Source organism: Streptococcus sp. HJ1 (genome assembly GCF_052399005.1).
Taxonomy (GTDB): Bacteria; Bacillota; Bacilli; order Lactobacillales; family Streptococcaceae; genus Streptococcus.
Genome location: NZ_CP199005.1, coordinates 327691 through 345759, shown reverse-complemented (window position 1 = coordinate 345759; position 18069 = coordinate 327691). Strand labels below are relative to the sequence as shown.

Genomic DNA, 18069 nt, shown 5'->3' with positions numbered 1-18069 from the left:
ATCATGGATCAAAGAAATATTCGGCTTTCAAAAGCAAAGCCAACATTTGTAAATTAGCCAAAAGAAAAGCTACCCTCATGGTAGCTTCCCTAGGAGATTATTATGAAAAAGTTTAGGATTTCTATTAAATAAAGTTAGGAGGTCTTTATTTAATGATTATAGTATACACAGTCATCCTTAAACTCAACTTAAATCCTCTCTCTTTTTTATTAATTTTTAAAACTATGGATTGGAGCTGGGATTTGCCCACCGCGAGAGATGAAATCAACAGACGAAGCCCCGTTGACCTTCATTACTGGAGCTGTCCCTAGCAAGCCACCAAACTCAATCATATCGCCTTCCTTGCCCTTTGGAATAATACGGACAGCCGTTGTTTTCATGTTAATAACACCGATTGCCGCCTCATCTGCAATCATAGCCGCAATGGTTTCAGCAGGCGTATCTTCTGGAATGGCAATCATATCCAGTCCAACTGAACAGATAGCCGTCATGGCTTCTAGTTTCTCTAAATTCAGAGAACCATCTTGCACCGCAGCAATCATCCCCTCATCTTCAGAAACGGGGATAAAAGCACCTGACAAGCCGCCGACTTGGTTACAAGCCATCACTCCGCCCTTCTTAACTTGGTCATTCAAAAGAGCGAGGGCAGCCGTCGTCCCATGCGTACCAACTGTTTCTAGGCCCATTTCCTCAAGGACACGTGCCACAGAATCACCAACTGCAGGAGTTGGTGCCAAGCTTAGGTCGACAATCCCAAAGTCAACACCAAGGCGTTCACTCGCCATTTGCCCGACCAATTGACCGATACGAGTAATCTTGAAGGCCGTTTTCTTGACTGTTTCCGCTACTACATCAAAGCTCTGTCCACGAACCTTTTCCAAGGCACGTTTGACCACACCAGGACCCGAAACCCCGACATTGATGATAACATCTGCTTCGCCAACACCATGAAAGGCCCCTGCCATAAAAGGATTGTCCTCAACAGCATTAGCAAATACGACCAACTTGGCCGCACCCATATCTGATAGCGCAGCTGTTTCCTTGATGATACGTCCCATATCAGCGACCGCAGTCATGTTGATACCTGACTTAGTTGAGCCAATGTTAACAGACGAACAAACCTTGTCTGTCTCAGCTAGAGCGCGTGGGATAGAATTGATGAGAATTTCATCTCCTTTTTGGTAGCCTTTTTGTACCAAAGCTGAGAATCCACCGATAAAGTCAACACCAATCTCCTTGGCAGCCTTGTCAAGTGCCTTTGCCAAAACAAGATAGTCTATCGCATCTGTCGCTGCTCCAATCAAAGAAATCGGAGTCACCGATACCCGTTTATTAACAATAGGAATCCCAAGTTCTGCAGCAATTTCATCTCCAACAGCCACTAGATTTGCAGCTTTAGTGGTGATTTTTTGGTAAATTTTTTCAGCAGCACGTTCGATGTCTGGATCAATACAGTCCAAAAGGGAAATCCCCATGGTGATGGTTCTGATATCGAAGTTCTGCTCCTCGATCATGGCAATGGTTTCTGTAACTTGTCTAATATCCATAGCCACCTCCTAGATATTATACATAGCGTCAAAAATCGCCGCACTTTGAATATTGATTTTGACATTCAAGGTCTGACCGAAAGTTTCAAACTCATTTCGTAGATAAGTGAAATCCTGTTTTTCGTCACTAGAAACGACCGCCATCATAGTAAAGTATTCATCCAACACCGTCTGAGAAATATCGTCAATATTCAAACCCAAGTCTGCAATCTTAGTAGACACGCCTGCAACGATCCCAGCCTTGTCCTTACCAACCACTGTAATAATAGCCTTCATCCTTATACCCCATTTCTACGATTTTTAGAAAACCTGAACGTTTTTGATTTTCTTTTTTCCTAGTATAGCATATTTCCATAGAAAATACTAAAAAACGCCTGCTTACGAAGTTGTTCTTAAGAAAAAAACAATTTCGTAAACAAGCGTCTACCCTATCAATTGATGATGAGTGTTCCCGCTAGGACCGAAGTCCCAGCGGTAGACCAGAGCTAGACTAAGAGCACAAGACTCCATCATCATAACACTCAACAAAATTGATGATTTTATACTAATTCGATGATCGCCATTGGCGCAGCATCACCACGACGTGGTTCAGTTTTAAGGATACGAGTGTATCCACCGTTACGTTCAGCATAACGAGGTGCGATTTCTGAGAACAATTTTTGAAGTGCTGTAGTAGAAGTGTACTTATCAGTTGCTTCATCATAGTTTTCAGATGCGATTTCATTACGTACGAAAGCAGCTGCTTGACGACGTGCATGCAAATCACCACGTTTACCTAGAGTAATCATTTTTTCAACAGTTTTACGGATTTCTTTAGCACGAGCTTCAGTTGTCACGATTGATTCGTTGATCAAAAGGTCAGTTGTCAAATCGCGAAGCATTGCTTTACGTTGTGAGCTAGTGCGTCCTAGTTTACGGTAAGCCATGTATTCCTCCTTTATTTATCTTTTAATCCAAGACCCAAATCAATGAGTTTGAGTTTCACTTCTTCCAAACTCTTGCGTCCAAGATTTCGTACTTTCATCATCTCTGCTTCAGATTTTTCTGTCAAATCATGCACAGTATTGATACCGGCACGTTTCAAACAGTTGTATGAACGCACAGACAAGTCCAGTTCCTCAATCGTACGATCCAAAATACGATCGTCAGATTCAGTATCAGCTTCTTTCATCACTTCAGTTGACTTAGCAATCTCAGTAAGATTTGTAAACAAATCAAGATGTTCTGTCAAGATACGTGCTGAAAGCCCTAAAGCATCTTCTGGAATAATTGTTCCATTAGTCAAGATTTCAAGGGTTAATTTGTCAAATCCATCATTGCTACCTACACGAGCAGGCTCTACTTGATAGTTGACTTTTGTAACTGGTGTATAAATAGAATCTACAGCAAGTGTTCCAACTGGTGCATTATCTTTTTTGTTTTCATCAGCAGGTACATATCCACGACCACTGTTAACAGTCATTGTCGCTTTTAAAGAAGAACCTTCACCGATTGTAAAGAGATAATGATCTGGATTTACAATTTCAATATCACTATCAGTCAAAATGTCTCCAGCTGTAATTTCAGCAGGGCCTTCAACGTCAAGTTCAATGACTTTTTCGTCTTCAACGTATGATTTCACTGCAATCCCTTTAATGTTCAGAATGATTTGCATCACGTCTTCACGAACACCTGGAACTGTGTCGAACTCATGCAAGACACCTTCAATGTTGATAGATGTCACTGCTGCTCCTGGTAGAGAAGCTAGTAGTACACGACGAAGAGAGTTACCAAGAGTTGTACCGTAGCCACGTTCAAGTGGTTCGATTACAAACTTGCCATAATCTTTATTTTCATCAATTTTTGTTATATTTGGTTTTTCAAACTCAATCATTTAGTTACTCCCTCTTAAACGAAAAGCAGTGTAATGCGATGATTATACACGGCGACGTTTTGGAGGACGAGCACCATTGTGTGGCACTGGAGTCACATCACGAATTGCTGTTACTTCAAGACCAGCGGCAGCAAGCGCACGAATAGCTGACTCACGACCAGAACCTGGACCTTTTACAGTAACTTCAACTGATTTAAGACCGTGTTCTTGTGCAGATTTAGCAGCAGCTTCAGAAGCCATTTGAGCAGCGAATGGTGTAGATTTACGAGAACCTTTGAAACCAAGAGCACCAGCTGATGACCAAGCAATTGCATTACCATGCACATCAGTAATCATAACAATAGTGTTATTAAATGTAGCGTGAATATGAGCAATACCAGATTCGATATTCTTTTTCACACGACGTTTACGTGTTGGTTTAGCCAAGACTTTTACCTCCTATATTATTTTTTCTTACCAGCAATCGCAACAGCTTTACCTTTACGAGTGCGAGCGTTGTTTTTAGTGTTTTGTCCACGGACAGGAAGTCCACGACGGTGACGAATACCACGGTAAGAACCGATTTCCATCAAACGTTTGATGTTCAAGTTTACTTCACGACGAAGGTCACCTTCAACTTTGATTGCATCCACTTCACGACGGATAGCATCTTCTTGATCTGATGTAAGGTCACGTACACGAACATCTTCTGAGATTCCAGCAGCAGCCAAAATTTTCTTAGATGTTGCAAGTCCGATACCATAAACGTAAGTCAATGAGATTACTACGCGTTTGTCATTTGGAATGTCAACTCCAGCAATACGAGCCATGTTTTCTCCTTTCTATCTTATCCTTGACGTTGTTTGTGTTTTGGATTTGCTGGGCAAATTACCATAACACGACCATTACGACGAATTACTTTACAGTATTCGCAAATTGGTTTGACCGATGGTCTTACTTTCATTTCTTATCCCTCCAAGTTTTTCGATTATTTAAAGCGGTAAGTGATACGTCCACGTGTTAAGTCATATGGACTCATCTCGACAGTAACACGATCTCCCGCTAAAATACGAATATAGTTTTTACGAATTTTACCAGAAACTGTTGCTAAAATCTGATGTCCATTTTCAAGTTCAACCGTAAACATTGCGTTAGGCATTGTATCGACTACTTTGCCTTCAACTTCAATCACATCGTCTTTTGCCACGCAAAAGCACCTCCATAAATTTCGATTCGATGCCTCTGAAAACAGAGACAACAATTATAAGTCAGACTATCTCAGTATAACATTTGTAGCGATTTTTTGCAAGTATGAAAAACGCTTTATTTCAAATTTGTCAATACTTTTTCGATGTCTTTGAACACATCATTGATATCTTGATTTCCTTCGATATCGTGGACCAATCCTTTGGCACGGTAGTGAGCAATGATTGGTTCACCTTGGGCGATATTCACATCCAAACGACGCTTCACTGTCTCAGGTTTATCATCTTCACGTTGGTAGTAATCTTCCTCTTTATAGTCAACTGGTGGGTTGAAAACTTTGTGGAAGGTTTCACCTGTTTCGCGGTGGATAATACGACCACTCAAACGTTCCAAGAGGCAATCTGGATTCACTTCGATATTGATCACACCTTCCAGTTCGATACCGAGTTCCGCCAATGTTTTGTCCAAGGCATGGGCTTGTTCAATTGTACGTGGGTAACCATCCAACAAGAAACCTGTTTCCTTGATGTCGTCCTGTGAAAGGCGTTCTTTAACGATGCCATTTGTAACTTCATCTGGAACCAACTCACCTTTGTCAATATATGACTTTGCAAGTACACCCATTTCAGTTTGATTTGCCATAGCAGCACGGAACATATCTCCAGTTGAAATGTGTGCCACGTGGAATTGCTCCACAATTTTAGCTGCTTGCGTTCCCTTACCTGCTCCAGGTAAGCCCATAATCAAAAGATTCATGATAGGATCTCCTTATTTTGTATTTAAATAGAAGTAGAAATTTGTTTCAACCCCTATTTAAAAACAAAATAGAAGAGGGGAGACGAAAATCTCTCTGATAGATAGATCTTCATACTCCACTCTCTAAGCAAAAGTAATTTTGCTTTTATTCTGTTTTGTCCATGAAACCAACATACTTACGTTTCAATAGGTAACCTTCAAGTTGTTTGATTCCTTCGATACCGGTTGAGATAATGATCAAAAGACTAGTTCCCCCAAAAGCAACAGCTTCTGAAAGACCAAAGACATCTTTTGCCACAATCGGCAAGATTGAAATCACACCAAGGAAGATTGATCCGACAGTCGCAAGGCGACGAAGAAGTTTCGACATGAACTCTTCAGTACCCTTACCAGGACGGACACCATGAATGTAGGCTCCACTCTTTTGCAAGTTTTCTGCTGCCTTCTCTGGATTGATCTGTACAAATGTATAGAAGAATGTAAAGAGAATGATTAGCAAGGCATACATAGCAACACCAGTCGGAGATGTTGTAGATAACATTTCCTGTGCTGTACGTACCCAAGCCCAATCATGACCTGTAGCACTCAAAAATTGAAGAATGGCTGCAGGTGCTGCTGTGATGGAACTTGCAAAGATAACTGGGATAACCCCCGCTGGGTTTACCTTCAATGGAAGGTATGAGCTTGATGGGGCTCCTTGAGCAACTTTTGTATATTGGATTGGAATTTTATATTCTGCCTGTTGAACATAGGTTGTAAAGTATACAATCAACAAGACAGCGATAATCAAAATAACGACAAAGATAATAGATGAAGTCAAACGGCTACTTGGAATATTGACGAAGTAGTCAACATAGATGCCTTTAATCATCTCAGGGATTGAAGCAACAATACCTGCAAAGATAATCATAGAAACACCGTTTCCGTATCCCTTATCTGTAATTTGTTCCCCGAGCCAAGTTACAATCATACTACCTGCCGTGAGGATAATACCAATGGTAACAAAAACCTGTGGAGTTAACGCTGTCGTTAATAATTTCGCTCCAGATAGAGTATTAAATCCTGCTGTAATCCCGATAGATTGAACAAATGCAAGCACAAGTGCAATATAACGAGTAGCCTGGTTTAGTTTTCTCCGTCCTACTTCCCCTTGTTTGCCCCATTCTACAAACTTCGGTAAAAGATCCATTTGTAGCAATTGAACAACGATGGAAGCAGTGATATAAGGACTTACTCCGAGTGCAAAAACGGAGAAGTTCTTCATGGCATTCCCTGAAACAAGACTAAGCATGTTCAAGAAAGATAAACCACTGAGAGCTTCTAAACTTTTTGCATTCACACCTGGAACAGTGATACTTGTCCCAATACGGAAAACAAGGATGATAAAAATCGTAAAGAGAATTTTTGATCGAACTTGTTTAACCTTGAGCGCTTCTTTTAGTAATTTAAAAAACATGGGTCACCTCTCTTAGATGACTTCTACAGAACCACCTTTAGCAGTGATAGCTTCCTCAGCTGATTTAGAGAATTTAGCTGCTTTCACAGTCAATTTCTTAGTCAACTCACCGTTACCAAGAATTTTAACTCCTGATTTTTCAGCTTTCACAATTCCTGCTTCGATAAGTACAACTGGAGTTACTTCTGCACCGTCTTCAAAGACGTTCAATTGGTCAAGGTTTACAATTGCGTATTCTTTAGCGTTGATGTTAGTAAATCCGCGTTTTGGAAGACGACGGAACAATGGAGTTTGTCCACCTTCAAAACCAAGGCGAACTCCGCCACCGCTACGAGCTTTTTGACCTTTTTGACCGCGACCAGATGTTTTACCGTTACCTGATGAAGTACCACGACCAACACGGTTACGTACTTTACGAGAACCTTCTGCAGGTTTCAATTCATGAAGTTTCATTATTATTTTCTCCTCTTTTGTAAAATGCTAGCGCCGATAAGAGAGAAAAGGTTGTCTCCCTTATCAACTCGCCTATACATTGTCATCTTAGATGACTATACCTAGTTTTAGGGGATGAGTATTGCCACATCCCCTAAAAATTCATTAGTTTACTTCTTCAACTGTTACCAAGTGAGATACTGCAGTGATCATACCACGGATAGCAGCGTTGTCTTCTTTGATAACAGAGCTGTTCAATTTGCCAAGTCCAAGTGCTACAACAGTTTTACGTTGTGATGGAATGCGTCCGATTGGAGACTTAGTCAAAGTAATTTTAATTTGAGCCATTTTATCCCCTTTCTTATGCCAAATCAGAAACTGAAATACCACGAAGGGCAGCAACTTCTTCAGCGCGTTTCAATTGTTTCAAACCTTCAACAGTTGCGCGAACAATGTTGATTGGAGTGTTAGAACCAAGTGATTTAGATGTAATATCTGCCACACCTGCCAATTCCACAACGGCACGAACTGCACCACCAGCGGCAACTCCAGAACCTTCTACAGCAGGTTTCAACAATACTTTAGCTCCACCGAATTCTGAAAGAACTTCGTGTGGGATTGTTGTCCCAACCATAGGAACTTCAATCAAGTTTTTCTTAGCATCTTCTACTGCTTTGCGGATTGCTTCTGGAACTTCTTGAGCTTTACCAGTACCAAATCCTACGCGACCGTTGTGGTCACCAACAACAACAAGAGCTGCGAAACGAAGACGACGTCCACCTTTAACAACTTTTGTAACACGGTTGACAGCAACTACGCGTTCTTCTAATTCAACTGCATTGTCTTTAAATGCCATTTTCTAGTGTCCTCCTATTAGAATTTCAATCCGTTTTCACGAGCTGCATCAGCCAAAGCTTTCACACGTCCGTGATATAGATATCCACCGCGGTCGAACACCACTTCTGAAATACCTTTAGCGTTTGCACGTTCTGCAACGAGTTTACCGACAGTAACGGCTTGTTCAGTTTTAGTTCCTTGTGAAACTTCTTTGTCAAGAGTTGAAGCACTTGCGAGCGTTACACCCGCTACGTCATCAATCACTTGAGCGTAGATGCCTGTATTAGAACGGAATACGTTCAAACGTGGGCGATCAGCAGTTCCAGAGAGTTTTCCGCGAACGCGACGGTGGCGTTTTTGGCGGAGTTTGTTTTTATCTGGTTTAGAAATCACAGTTTTCACCTCTTTAGTTTTAAATCGTGTGCTATGCACTAAGTTGGAAAATAGGTTGGTGGTTAAAAATCAACCACTCAACATTATTTACCTGTTTTACCTTCTTTACGGCGAACGAATTCACCAACGTAACGGATACCTTTACCTTTATATGGTTCTGGTGAACGAAGGCTACGTACGTAAGCAGCTGTTTGACCAACTACTTCTTTTGAAATTCCGCTAACAACGATTGTTGTTGGGTTTGGAAGTTCAAAAGTAATTCCTTCTGGAGCTTCAACTTCGTCTGGATGAGATTTACCAACAGCCAAAACAAGTTTAGATCCTTGAAGTTGTGCACGGTAACCAACCCCGCGCATTTCAAGTTCTTTCTTGAATCCTTCTGATACACCAACAACCATGTTGTTCAAAAGGGCACGAGTAGTTCCGTGGATTGTTTTCATTTCTTTTGAATCGTTTGGACGGTGAAGAGTTACTTCCGTTCCTTCCACACGAATTTCAATATCTTTTGAGAACTCACGAGTAAGTTCTCCTTTAGGTCCTTTTACAGTTACAACGTTGTCATTGTTAGTGATTTCAACACCAGCAGGCAACACGATAACTTTATTACCAATACGTGACATGTTTATTTTCTCCTGTTAAATTGTCAGGCCAGAATGGCCAGTTTTCACGGGGGCTTAAATCGATTTCTCGATTTAAAGGAACATTTAGGTTTCAATTTCAAAGTGAATCTAGGCATCGTCTCGCCGGCATAACTTTGGGTTAGGCAAGAGACGATAACGACGAGTCACAAAGAAATTGGGAGCTAAATATTACCAAACGTAAGCGATAACCTCACCACCAACATTCTTTTGGCGAGCTTCTTTATCAGTAAGCAAACCTTCAGAAGTTGAAAGGATAGCAATTCCAAGTCCGTTAAGAACTTTTGGAAGATCTTCACGTTTTTTGTAGACACGAAGTCCTGGTTTAGAAACACGTTTCAAGTTAGTGATAACTTTTTCACCGTTTGGTCCGTATTTAAGGAATACACGGATGATGCCTTGTTTGTCATCTTCTATGATTTCAACGTTTTTTACAAAACCTTCGCGTTTAAGGATTTCGGCAATCCCTTTTTTGATGTTTGATGCAGGTACTTCAAGTACTTCGTGTTTCGCTTGGTTAGCGTTACGAATACGAGTTAGGAAGTCTGCGATTGGGTCAGTCATAACCATTTTGTTTTTCTCCTCTTACTAGTAGTTTGCAAGTTGCACTTGCTAGTTAATGATTGAGCTGGGCTCAGATAGTATTGACACATTCAAATAAGAGAACTCTTATTTGAACACGAGCTACGACCTGTGCAAAAAAGATAAATTTGTTTTGGAGCATCGCTCCTTCACCAAATTTTCTATTTTTGCTGTGGTTGTTACGCTCTTTGTATCATGATATTACCAAGATGCTTTTGTTACACCAGGAATTTGTCCTTTGTAAGCTAATTCACGGAAGCAAACACGGCAAAGTTTAAATTTGCGGTAAACTGAATGTGGACGACCACATTTTTCACAACGAGTATAAGCTTGAGTAGAGAACTTCGCTGGACGTTTGTTCTTAGCAATCATTGATTTTTTAGCCATTAGATTTACCTCCTATATTATTTTGCAAAAGGCATTCCAAGGCCTGTAAGCAATGCACGTGACTCTTCGTCAGTGTTAGCAGTTGTTACGATAACGATGTCAAGACCACGAGTTTTGTCAACGTCATCAAAGTTAATTTCTGGGAAGATCAATTGTTCTTTCACACCAAGAGTGTAGTTTCCGCGTCCATCAAATGATTTTGTTGGAACACCGTGGAAGTCACGCACACGTGGAAGTGAAACTGAAACCAATTTGTCCAAGAATTCGTACATACGTTCACCACGAAGGGTAACTTTTGCACCGATCGCAACACCTTCACGAAGACGGAAGCCGGCGATTGATTTTTTAGCTTTAGTGATAAGTGGTTTTTGACCTGAGATAAGTGCCAATTCTTCAGCAGCTTTTTCAAGACTTTTAGCGTTTGAAACAGCTTCACCAACACCCATGTTCAAAACGATCTTATCTACTTTAGGCACAGCCATCACTGATGAGTAGTTGAATTGTTCTGTCAAAGCAGGAACTACTTCATTAAGATATTTTTCTTTTAAACGATTTGCCATTATACTTCTCCTTTCCTTCGTGATTAATCAAGCACTTCGCCTGATTTTTTGTTGTAGCGAACTTTTTTACCGTCTACAAATTTGTAACCAACACGACCAGCTACACCATTTTTGTCCAATACTTGAACGTTTGATACGTGGATAGCTGCTTCTTTCTCGATGATACCACCTTGAGGAAGCTCGTTAGTTGGACGTTGGTGTTTCTTAACGATGTTAACACCTTCAACGATAACTTTGTTTACTTTTGGAAGGGCAGTAAGGACAACAGCTTCTGTTCCCTTATCTTTACCAGCGATTACGCGAACTTTGTCGCCTTTTTTTACAAACATTAGGTTTCTCCTTGATTTTTCTTACGCCCATAAGGGCACCCTAGCTTGAAGCTAGGGGACTAGTTTGCTTCTAAAAATTAAAGTACTTCTGGAGCAAGTGACACGATCTTCATGAAGCCACCTTCACGCAATTCACGTGCAACTGGACCAAAGATACGTGTTCCGCGAGGAGTTTTGTCTTCACGGATGATAACTGCTGCGTTTTCGTCAAATTTGATGTATGAACCATCAGCACGACGAGCACCTGATTTAGTACGAACGATAACAGCTTTTACAACGTCACCTTTTTTAACCGCACCACCAGGAGTAGCTTGTTTTACAGATGCCACGATAACATCACCGATGTTTGCAAATTTACGTCCTGAACCACCAAGAACTTTGATAGTCAAGATTTCGCGCGCACCGCTGTTGTCTGCGACTTTCAAACGAGTTTCTGTTTGAATCATTTCAGTTTTCTCCTTTCAGGTTTGATTAGATGATGACCGCTTCTTCAACAACTTCTACAAGACGGAAACGTTTTGTAGCTGAAAGCGGACGAGTTTCCATGATACGTACGATATCACCTTCTTTGGCAACATTGTTTTCATCATGTGCTTTGTATTTCTTAGAGTAGTTAATACGTTTACCATAGACTGGGTGGTTACGTTTTGTTTCAACTACAACTGTGATTGTCTTGTCCATTTTGTCAGATACAACACGTCCAACAAGAACTTTACGATTATTGCGTTCCATTGAAATTTCTCCTTCCCTAGTCTATTATTTCGCTTCAGATTGAACTGTTTTGATACGAGCGATTTGTTTTTTAACTTCTTTCAAGCGAGCTGTTTGTTCTAATTGACCAGTAGCAGCTTGGAAACGAAGTTCAAACAATTCTTTTTTCAATTCGTTTTCGCGCTTCGCGAGTTCTTCTTGAGAAAGACCACGAAGTTCTTTAACAAATTCTTTTACTTCATTAAGTTTCATGCCTTCTCCTTATTCTGCTTCACGTTTTACGAATTTACATTTAACTGGCAATTTGTGGCTTGCAAGACGAAGCGCTTCGCGAGCAATCTCTTCAGATACACCAGCGATTTCGAACATCACTTTACCACGTTTAACTGGTGCAACCCAACCTTCAGGTGCCCCTTTACCAGATCCCATACGCACACCGATAGCTTTAGCAGTGTATGATTTGTGTGGGAAGATTTTAATCCAAACTTTACCACCACGTTTCATGTAACGAGTCATGGCGATACGAGCAGCTTCGATTTGGCGGTTAGTGATCCAGTGGCTAGTTGTAGCTTGAAGACCGTATTCACCAAATGCTACTTCTTTTCCACCTTTTGCTTCACCGCGCATTTTTCCACGGAATTCACGACGGTGTTTAACACGTTTAGGTACTAACATTGGTTATTTACCTCCTTTAGTGTTTTTACGAGCTGGAAGAACTTCACCACGGTAGATCCATACTTTAACACCAAGTTTACCGTATGTAGTATCTGCTTCTTCCCAAGCGTAATCGATATCTGCACGAAGTGTGTGAAGTGGAACAGTTCCTTCAGAGTATCCTTCAGCACGGGCAATATCTGCACCGTTCAAACGACCTGATACTTGAGTTTTGATTCCTTTAGCTCCAGCACGCATTGCACGTTGGATTGCTTGTTTTTGTGCACGACGGAAAGCAACACGTTGCTCCAATTGACGAGCAATTCCTTCACCTACAAGGTGAGCATCCAAATCAGGTTGTTTGATTTCGATGATGTTGATGTGTACTTGTTTTCCAGTCAATTTGTTAAGTTTTGCACGGAGTGCATCAACGTTAGCACCACCTTTACCGATAACCATACCTGGTTTAGCAGTGTGAAGTGAAACGTTAACTTTGTTTACTGCGCGTTCGATTTCGATAGTTGAAACTGCTGCGTCAGCAAGTTCTTTTTGAACGAATTTACGGATTGCAAGATCTTCATGAAGGTAATCCGCGTATTCTTTTTCAGCATACCATTTGGCATCCCAATCACGGATGATGCCGACACGCATACCAATTGGATGTACTTTTTGACCCACGATGTTACCTCCTTATTTTTCTGCAACAGCTACAGTGATGTGAGCTGTACGTTTGTTGATTGGTGAAGCTGAACCTTTCGCACGTGGACGGAAACGTTTCATAGTTGGTCCTTCGTTTGCGAATGCTTCAGATACTACCAAATTAGCTTTGTCCAAACCAAAGTTATTTTCAGCGTTAGCTACAGCTGAATTCAAAACTTTCAAGATGATTTCAGCAGCTTTGTTTGGTGTGAATGTCAAGATTGCAATAGCATCGGCTACGCTTTTACCACGGATGTTGTCAAGAACAAGACGTGATTTACGAGGTGAAACACGTACTGTACGAGCCATTGCTTTAGCTGAAGTAATTTCTGCCATTTATGTTCTCCTTATTTTCTACGTGTTTTCTTGTCGTCTGCAGCGTGACCTTTGTAAGTACGAGTTGGTGCAAATTCACCAAGTTTGTGACCTACCATGTCTTCTTGGATGTAAACAGGTACGTGTTTACGTCCGTCATAAACTGCAATAGTGTAACCAATGAAACTTGGGAAGATCGTTGAACGACGTGACCAAGTTTTGATAACTTTTTTCTTTTCGTCGTTAGCTTGAGCTTCAACTTTTTTCATCAAATGCTCATCGACGAAAGGTCCTTTTTTAAGACTGCGTCCCATTTTTATTTTTTCTCCTTTAAATGTTGTACCACAGCGGCTTGCGCTCACATGGAGCGCTACCGAGCTGGCGGATTTCCTAGTTGCTTAGGCGACTAGTTTACTATTATTTCTCGTTGCGACGACGAACGATAAGTTTGTCAGATTTCGCTTTCTTGTTACGAGTTTTAAGACCAAGAGCAGGTTTGCCCCATGGAGTAGATGGCGCTTTACGACCAACTGGTGCTTTACCTTCACCACCACCGTGTGGGTGATCGTTAGGGTTCATTACAGAACCACGAACTGTTGGGCGGATACCTTTCCAACGGCTACGTCCTGCTTTACCAAGGTTTACAAGTCCATGTTGTTCGTTTCCGACAACACCAACTGTAGCACGACAAGTTCCAAGAATCATACGAACTTCGCCAGATTGAAGACGAACAAGAACGTATTTACCTTCTTGACCCAATACTTGGGCAGAAGCACCAGCAGCACGTACCAATTCTCCACCACGACCTGGTTTTAACTCGATGTTGTGGATCAAAGTACCAACTGGAATGTTAGCAAGTGGAAGAGCGTTTCCGACTTTGATATCTGCTTCAGGACCTGAAACGATACGTTGACCAACTTCAAGACCTTTTGGAGCGATGATGTATGCTTTCACACCGTCAGTGTAGTGTACAAGAGCGATGTTTGCAGAACGGTTTGGATCGTACTCGATAGTTTTAACAACTGCTTCAACGTTGTCTTTGTTACGTTTGAAGTCAACCAAACGGTAGAAACGTTTGTGTCCACCACCTTGGTGACGAACAGTGATACGACCGTTGTTGTTACGACCAGCCTTGCTCTTCAAAGCAACAAGCAATGATTTTTCAGGAGTGCTTGTTGTGATTTCAGCGAAATCCAAAGAAGTCATATTACGGCGACCGTTTGTTGTTGGTTTATAAACACGAATTCCCACGATATTTCCTCCTTAGATTATTCAGCTTCAGCAGCAAACAACTCGATTGCTTTTGAATCAGCTGTAAGTGTGATGATAGCTTTTTTAGTTTTGTTAGTAAAACCAGTGTAACGTCCAACACGTTTCGCTTTTGGTTTTACGTTGATTGTGTTAACGTTGGCAACTTTAACACCTTCGAAAGCAGCTTCAACAGCTTGCTTGATCAAAAGTTTGTGTGCACGAGTGTCAACTTCAAATACATATTTACCTGCTTCAAGTTGAGCCATTGAGCTTTCAGTGATGACAGGTTTTTTGATAACATCATACAAATTCATTATGCAAGAACCTCCTCGATTTTAGAGATAGCTGCTTGTGTGACAAGAAGTTTGTCGCTATTTGCGATGTCAAGAACACTTGCAGTTGTAGCAGTTGCAACTTTCACGTTTGGAAGGTTACGAGCTGAAAGAGCTGCGAATTCATTTCCTTCTTCAAGGATAACAAGAACTTTAGAATCGATGCTCAATGCTGCAAGAACTTTTGCAAATTCAGCAGTTTTTGGAGCTGTAAATGAAAGAGCGTCTACAGCTACGAATTTGTTTTCAGCAACTTTTTCAGAGTAAACTGATTTAAGAGCTAGGCGACGAACTTTTTGTGGAAGTTTGTAGCCGTATGAACGTGGAGTTGGTCCGAAGACAACACCACCACCACGCCATTGTGGTGAGCGGATAGAACCTTGACGAGCACGTCCAGTTCCTTTTTGACGCCATGGTTTGCGTCCACCACCTGATACTGCAGAGCGGTTTTTAACAGCGTGTGTTCCTTGACGAAGGCTTGCGCGTTGGCTGATGATCACATCAAACACAACTGATTCATTTGGTTCAATACCAAATACTGCATCGTTAAGAACAACTTGGCCAGCTTCTTTACCAGTTTGGTCAAATAATGTTACGTTTGCCATTGTGACTGATTTCCCCTTTCTTTATTATTTACCAGCTTTAACTGCTGATTTGATAGTGATAAGAGATTTCTTAGCACCTGGTACGTTACCTTTGATAAGGATAACGTTCTTTTCTGGAACAACTTGTACCACTTCAAGGTTTTGAATTGTTACGCGGTCGCCACCCATACGTCCTGCAAGGTTTTTACCTTTGAATACGCGGTTTGGTGCAACAGGTCCCATAGAACCTGGACGACGGTGGTAACGAGAACCGTGAGCCATTGGTCCACGTGATTGTCCGTGGCGTTTGATAACACCTTGGAAACCTTTACCTTTAGAAGTACCAGTTACGTCAACAACGTCTCCAGCTGCGAATGTTTCAACTGTGATTTCAGCACCAACTTCCAAGCCTTCAACGTTTTTGAATTCACGAATGAAGCGCTTAGGAGCCGTGTTAGCTTTCGCTACATGTCCTTTAGCAGGTTTGTTGCTCAATACTTCGCGTTTGTCATCGAAACCAACTTGGATAGCGTTATATCCGTCTGTTTCTACAGTTTTAACTTGAAGAACAACGTTTGGAGTTGCTTCAATAACTGTTACAGGGATCAATTCGCCAGCTTCAGTGAAGATTTGAGTCATTCCCACTTTTTTCCCTAAGATTCCTTTTGTCATGAGAAAATAGTTCCTTTTCTATATTTTTTATTCAAAAAGTTTTTAACGAGCGTTTTTCATGCTCAAGGTTTCAAACTTTGGATTAAAGTTTGATTTCTACGTTTACACCACTTGGAAGATCCAATTTCATCAAGGCATCAACTGTTTTTTGAGTTGGGTTAACGATATCGATCAAACGTTTGTGTGTACGCATTTCAAATTGTTCGCGAGAGTCTTTGTATTTGTGAGTCGCACGAATGATTGTGTAGAGGCTACGCTCAGTTGGAAGTGGGATTGGACCCGCAACTTGTGCACCTGTACGAGCAGCTGATTCTACGATTTTTGCAGCCGCTGTGTCAAGCGTACGGTGTTCGTAAGCTTTCAAACGGATACGGATTTTTTTGTTTGCCATCTTTTTCTCCTTTTCGTCTATTTAAGATAATAGGCTAGCTCCACAAGAAAACCGACGCGCGTTGCGTGGCAATGCAACCGAGCGTGTCGCAACCTCTTGCATCAAAGCTAAGGCTGTAATTTACAGCACCATAATAGAATAACACAAAGCCCCTGCGATTGCAAGGGATTTGTGAGCTTTTTTTCGTTTTTTCAGGATGAAACTGTTTTCTATTTTCATTTTTCCAAGATTGAGGATTTATATCTATAAAAAACCGTCTTTTCTTCTATATAATATGAGTCATTTTGACCTTGAATGTATCTTCTGATTGATCTACTAAAATGTCCGCTTTAGACTCGTTTTCTCTATAGTATCGCAGATACTGCTCCCGTCTCATCTGATGGCTAGCTAATACAAAAGATGCATCGCGATTTCTCATAGTCGTATCTCGAGCTAAGCGCCTCTTTAACTCTGTTTTTTCATCCGTGTAGAAACAGATGGTTTTGTCAAAGAGTTCCTTGGGTAGAAAACCCACAGACATCCCTTCGACAATCAGAATCGGTTTGGCTCCAGACAAGACCTCGCTAGCCTTCCACGGTTCATCAATTGTTAAGACATCCATACCTGCCTGCAAAGCGAGAATATCTCTCTGTAAACTTGCTAATTCATGCGCCACTGGGAGACAAGCTGTCACCTTTTGATTTGGTGCTTGCTTTGGTACTACCAGGTGACGTTCTGAAGTGATATAGGGATCTGTTTCTAGTAAATTTACTGTAGTGGCATCTAGGGCTTGATGTAATTCCTGAGCGAAGGTTGACTTACCTGAAGCCCCATGACCGTAGATCCCTAGCGTCCTAATTCCTCCCGTTTCGATCTCTGAAACCAGTTGTTCTATCAGGTCTTTTTTCTTCATTCTCTCTTCACCTGTTCATAGCTTTCTTTTCCGTCATTAAGCTTATCCCAAATCACCACTTTCCCACTTTTGAGAGATTTTTGCACATCAATAATCCGTTGATTGGACGAACCTCGAAACTGGAGCATGAGATTGCGCTTGCTTTTATCATACCGTCCATCGACAAGGATGTCAATCAATGATAAGAGTTCCAGTTTATCTGGAGTCTCCAGCATCATTTCTTCCCAAGTGTAGCCCGTCCAAGACCAGATGTCTTTGTCTGGCAGTTCCTTTCGAATGCGCTTAACGAGGGGCAAGAGGATACCAGTATTGAGAAAAGGTTCTCCTCCCAGTAAGGTCAAGCCTTGAACATAGGGCTGGGCAAGGTCTTCCATGATTTGTTCTTCTAATTCTGCCGTATAGGGAATGCCTGCGTTGAAAGACCAAGTCGCAACATTATAGCACCCCTCGCAGTGAAACATGCAACCTGATACATAGAGAGAGTTGCGCACACCTTCTCCATCGACAAAGTTAAAGGCCTTGTAATCAATGATACGCCCCTGACTGAGTTCTTCACTTTTCCACTCGCCTGGTTTTGGTGTATTCCATGTCAT

General features: G+C 41.4%; 33 protein-coding genes. All 33 read right to left on the bottom strand.

Annotated features, from left to right (window positions below):
* Nucleotides 1-209 precede the first annotated feature (209 nt).
* Nucleotides 210-1547 (bottom strand): PFL family protein, encoded by a 1338-nt coding sequence (locus ACT17O_RS01820; RefSeq protein ID WP_444817603.1) that lies wholly within the window; start codon nt 1545-1547, stop codon nt 210-212.
* 9 nt (nt 1548-1556) lie between these two features.
* The gene (locus tag ACT17O_RS01815; RefSeq protein ID WP_065371530.1) at nt 1557-1823 is read right to left on the bottom strand and encodes an ACT domain-containing protein; all 267 of its coding nucleotides are present in this window, start codon (nt 1821-1823) and stop codon (nt 1557-1559) included.
* Between the two features lie 263 nt (nt 1824-2086).
* On the bottom strand, nt 2087-2473 hold the full coding sequence (gene rplQ, locus ACT17O_RS01810; protein WP_000331493.1) for a 50S ribosomal protein L17: 387 nt from the start codon (nt 2471-2473) through the stop codon (nt 2087-2089).
* 11 nt (nt 2474-2484) lie between these two features.
* Entirely contained in the window at nt 2485-3420 is a 936-nt protein-coding gene (locus ACT17O_RS01805; protein WP_444817602.1) for a DNA-directed RNA polymerase subunit alpha, read from the bottom strand.
* Between the two features lie 42 nt (nt 3421-3462).
* Nucleotides 3463-3846: a 30S ribosomal protein S11 gene (gene rpsK, locus ACT17O_RS01800; protein ID WP_001118385.1), complete on the bottom strand. Its 384-nt coding sequence runs from the start codon at nt 3844-3846 to the stop codon at nt 3463-3465.
* Between the two features lie 17 nt (nt 3847-3863).
* A complete protein-coding gene (gene rpsM / locus ACT17O_RS01795; protein ID WP_000090781.1) occupies nt 3864-4229 on the bottom strand; it encodes a 30S ribosomal protein S13 in 366 nt (121 codons plus the stop codon).
* A 17-nt stretch (nt 4230-4246) separates the two neighbouring features.
* Nucleotides 4247-4363 (bottom strand): 50S ribosomal protein L36, encoded by a 117-nt coding sequence (gene rpmJ / locus ACT17O_RS01790; RefSeq protein ID WP_001808836.1) that lies wholly within the window; start codon nt 4361-4363, stop codon nt 4247-4249.
* A 24-nt stretch (nt 4364-4387) separates the two neighbouring features.
* Entirely contained in the window at nt 4388-4606 is a 219-nt protein-coding gene (infA, locus tag ACT17O_RS01785) for a translation initiation factor IF-1 (protein ID WP_001029883.1), read from the bottom strand.
* A gap of 116 nt (nt 4607-4722) precedes the next feature.
* On the bottom strand, nt 4723-5361 hold the full coding sequence (locus ACT17O_RS01780) for an adenylate kinase (protein WP_001050433.1): 639 nt from the start codon (nt 5359-5361) through the stop codon (nt 4723-4725).
* Between the two features lie 145 nt (nt 5362-5506).
* A complete protein-coding gene (gene secY / locus ACT17O_RS01775; protein WP_045592922.1) occupies nt 5507-6817 on the bottom strand; it encodes a preprotein translocase subunit SecY in 1311 nt (436 codons plus the stop codon).
* Between the two features lie 12 nt (nt 6818-6829).
* On the bottom strand, nt 6830-7270 hold the full coding sequence (rplO, locus tag ACT17O_RS01770; RefSeq protein ID WP_000766089.1) for a 50S ribosomal protein L15: 441 nt from the start codon (nt 7268-7270) through the stop codon (nt 6830-6832).
* A gap of 144 nt (nt 7271-7414) precedes the next feature.
* Complete coding sequence (gene rpmD / locus ACT17O_RS01765) at nt 7415-7597, bottom strand: 50S ribosomal protein L30 (protein WP_000057241.1); 183 nt, start codon at nt 7595-7597, stop codon at nt 7415-7417.
* 13 nt (nt 7598-7610) lie between these two features.
* Nucleotides 7611-8105 carry a 30S ribosomal protein S5 gene (gene rpsE, locus ACT17O_RS01760; protein WP_000874204.1) on the bottom strand — a complete coding sequence of 165 codons (495 nt, stop codon included), beginning with the start codon at nt 8103-8105 and terminating at the stop codon, nt 7611-7613.
* A 17-nt stretch (nt 8106-8122) separates the two neighbouring features.
* Complete coding sequence (gene rplR / locus ACT17O_RS01755; protein WP_129313533.1) at nt 8123-8479, bottom strand: 50S ribosomal protein L18; 357 nt, start codon at nt 8477-8479, stop codon at nt 8123-8125.
* Between the two features lie 83 nt (nt 8480-8562).
* Nucleotides 8563-9099: a 50S ribosomal protein L6 gene (gene rplF, locus ACT17O_RS01750; RefSeq protein WP_000086626.1), complete on the bottom strand. Its 537-nt coding sequence runs from the start codon at nt 9097-9099 to the stop codon at nt 8563-8565.
* A gap of 189 nt (nt 9100-9288) precedes the next feature.
* A complete protein-coding gene (gene rpsH, locus ACT17O_RS01745) occupies nt 9289-9687 on the bottom strand; it encodes a 30S ribosomal protein S8 (RefSeq protein WP_000245504.1) in 399 nt (132 codons plus the stop codon).
* 213 nt (nt 9688-9900) lie between these two features.
* On the bottom strand, nt 9901-10086 hold the full coding sequence (locus ACT17O_RS01740; RefSeq protein ID WP_001085697.1) for a type Z 30S ribosomal protein S14: 186 nt from the start codon (nt 10084-10086) through the stop codon (nt 9901-9903).
* A 17-nt stretch (nt 10087-10103) separates the two neighbouring features.
* Nucleotides 10104-10646, bottom strand: coding sequence for a 50S ribosomal protein L5 (gene rplE / locus ACT17O_RS01735; protein ID WP_000013542.1), 543 nt, complete (start codon nt 10644-10646; stop codon nt 10104-10106).
* 23 nt (nt 10647-10669) lie between these two features.
* On the bottom strand, nt 10670-10975 hold the full coding sequence (gene rplX, locus ACT17O_RS01730) for a 50S ribosomal protein L24 (protein WP_000497691.1): 306 nt from the start codon (nt 10973-10975) through the stop codon (nt 10670-10672).
* A gap of 77 nt (nt 10976-11052) precedes the next feature.
* A complete protein-coding gene (rplN, locus tag ACT17O_RS01725; RefSeq protein WP_000616545.1) occupies nt 11053-11421 on the bottom strand; it encodes a 50S ribosomal protein L14 in 369 nt (122 codons plus the stop codon).
* Between the two features lie 25 nt (nt 11422-11446).
* Nucleotides 11447-11707: a 30S ribosomal protein S17 gene (gene rpsQ / locus ACT17O_RS01720; protein WP_000440801.1), complete on the bottom strand. Its 261-nt coding sequence runs from the start codon at nt 11705-11707 to the stop codon at nt 11447-11449.
* Between the two features lie 24 nt (nt 11708-11731).
* Complete coding sequence (gene rpmC / locus ACT17O_RS01715; protein ID WP_000772918.1) at nt 11732-11938, bottom strand: 50S ribosomal protein L29; 207 nt, start codon at nt 11936-11938, stop codon at nt 11732-11734.
* A gap of 9 nt (nt 11939-11947) precedes the next feature.
* On the bottom strand, nt 11948-12361 hold the full coding sequence (rplP, locus tag ACT17O_RS01710; protein ID WP_000960946.1) for a 50S ribosomal protein L16: 414 nt from the start codon (nt 12359-12361) through the stop codon (nt 11948-11950).
* A gap of 3 nt (nt 12362-12364) precedes the next feature.
* Nucleotides 12365-13018 (bottom strand): 30S ribosomal protein S3, encoded by a 654-nt coding sequence (gene rpsC / locus ACT17O_RS01705; protein ID WP_000529936.1) that lies wholly within the window; start codon nt 13016-13018, stop codon nt 12365-12367.
* Between the two features lie 12 nt (nt 13019-13030).
* Entirely contained in the window at nt 13031-13375 is a 345-nt protein-coding gene (rplV, locus tag ACT17O_RS01700) for a 50S ribosomal protein L22 (RefSeq protein ID WP_000818137.1), read from the bottom strand.
* Nucleotides 13376-13386: 11 nt separating this feature from the next.
* Nucleotides 13387-13668: a 30S ribosomal protein S19 gene (gene rpsS / locus ACT17O_RS01695; protein WP_000533766.1), complete on the bottom strand. Its 282-nt coding sequence runs from the start codon at nt 13666-13668 to the stop codon at nt 13387-13389.
* A 103-nt stretch (nt 13669-13771) separates the two neighbouring features.
* Nucleotides 13772-14605: a 50S ribosomal protein L2 gene (gene rplB / locus ACT17O_RS01690; RefSeq protein WP_000512910.1), complete on the bottom strand. Its 834-nt coding sequence runs from the start codon at nt 14603-14605 to the stop codon at nt 13772-13774.
* Nucleotides 14606-14622: 17 nt separating this feature from the next.
* On the bottom strand, nt 14623-14919 hold the full coding sequence (locus ACT17O_RS01685; RefSeq protein ID WP_001055347.1) for a 50S ribosomal protein L23: 297 nt from the start codon (nt 14917-14919) through the stop codon (nt 14623-14625).
* Complete coding sequence (gene rplD / locus ACT17O_RS01680) at nt 14919-15542, bottom strand: 50S ribosomal protein L4 (protein ID WP_000024537.1); 624 nt, start codon at nt 15540-15542, stop codon at nt 14919-14921. Before rplD ends, ACT17O_RS01685 begins: the two co-directional genes overlap by 1 nt.
* A 24-nt stretch (nt 15543-15566) precedes the next feature.
* A complete protein-coding gene (rplC, locus tag ACT17O_RS01675) occupies nt 15567-16193 on the bottom strand; it encodes a 50S ribosomal protein L3 (RefSeq protein ID WP_000160197.1) in 627 nt (208 codons plus the stop codon).
* Between the two features lie 82 nt (nt 16194-16275).
* Nucleotides 16276-16584 (bottom strand): 30S ribosomal protein S10, encoded by a 309-nt coding sequence (gene rpsJ, locus ACT17O_RS01670; protein ID WP_444817601.1) that lies wholly within the window; start codon nt 16582-16584, stop codon nt 16276-16278.
* Between the two features lie 265 nt (nt 16585-16849).
* Nucleotides 16850-17476, bottom strand: coding sequence for a uridine kinase family protein (locus ACT17O_RS01665; protein ID WP_444817600.1), 627 nt, complete (start codon nt 17474-17476; stop codon nt 16850-16852).
* Nucleotides 17473-18069, bottom strand: a complete 597-nt coding sequence (gene nrdG, locus ACT17O_RS01660) for an anaerobic ribonucleoside-triphosphate reductase activating protein (RefSeq protein ID WP_444817599.1) — start codon at nt 18067-18069, stop codon at nt 17473-17475. Before nrdG ends, ACT17O_RS01665 begins: the two co-directional genes overlap by 4 nt.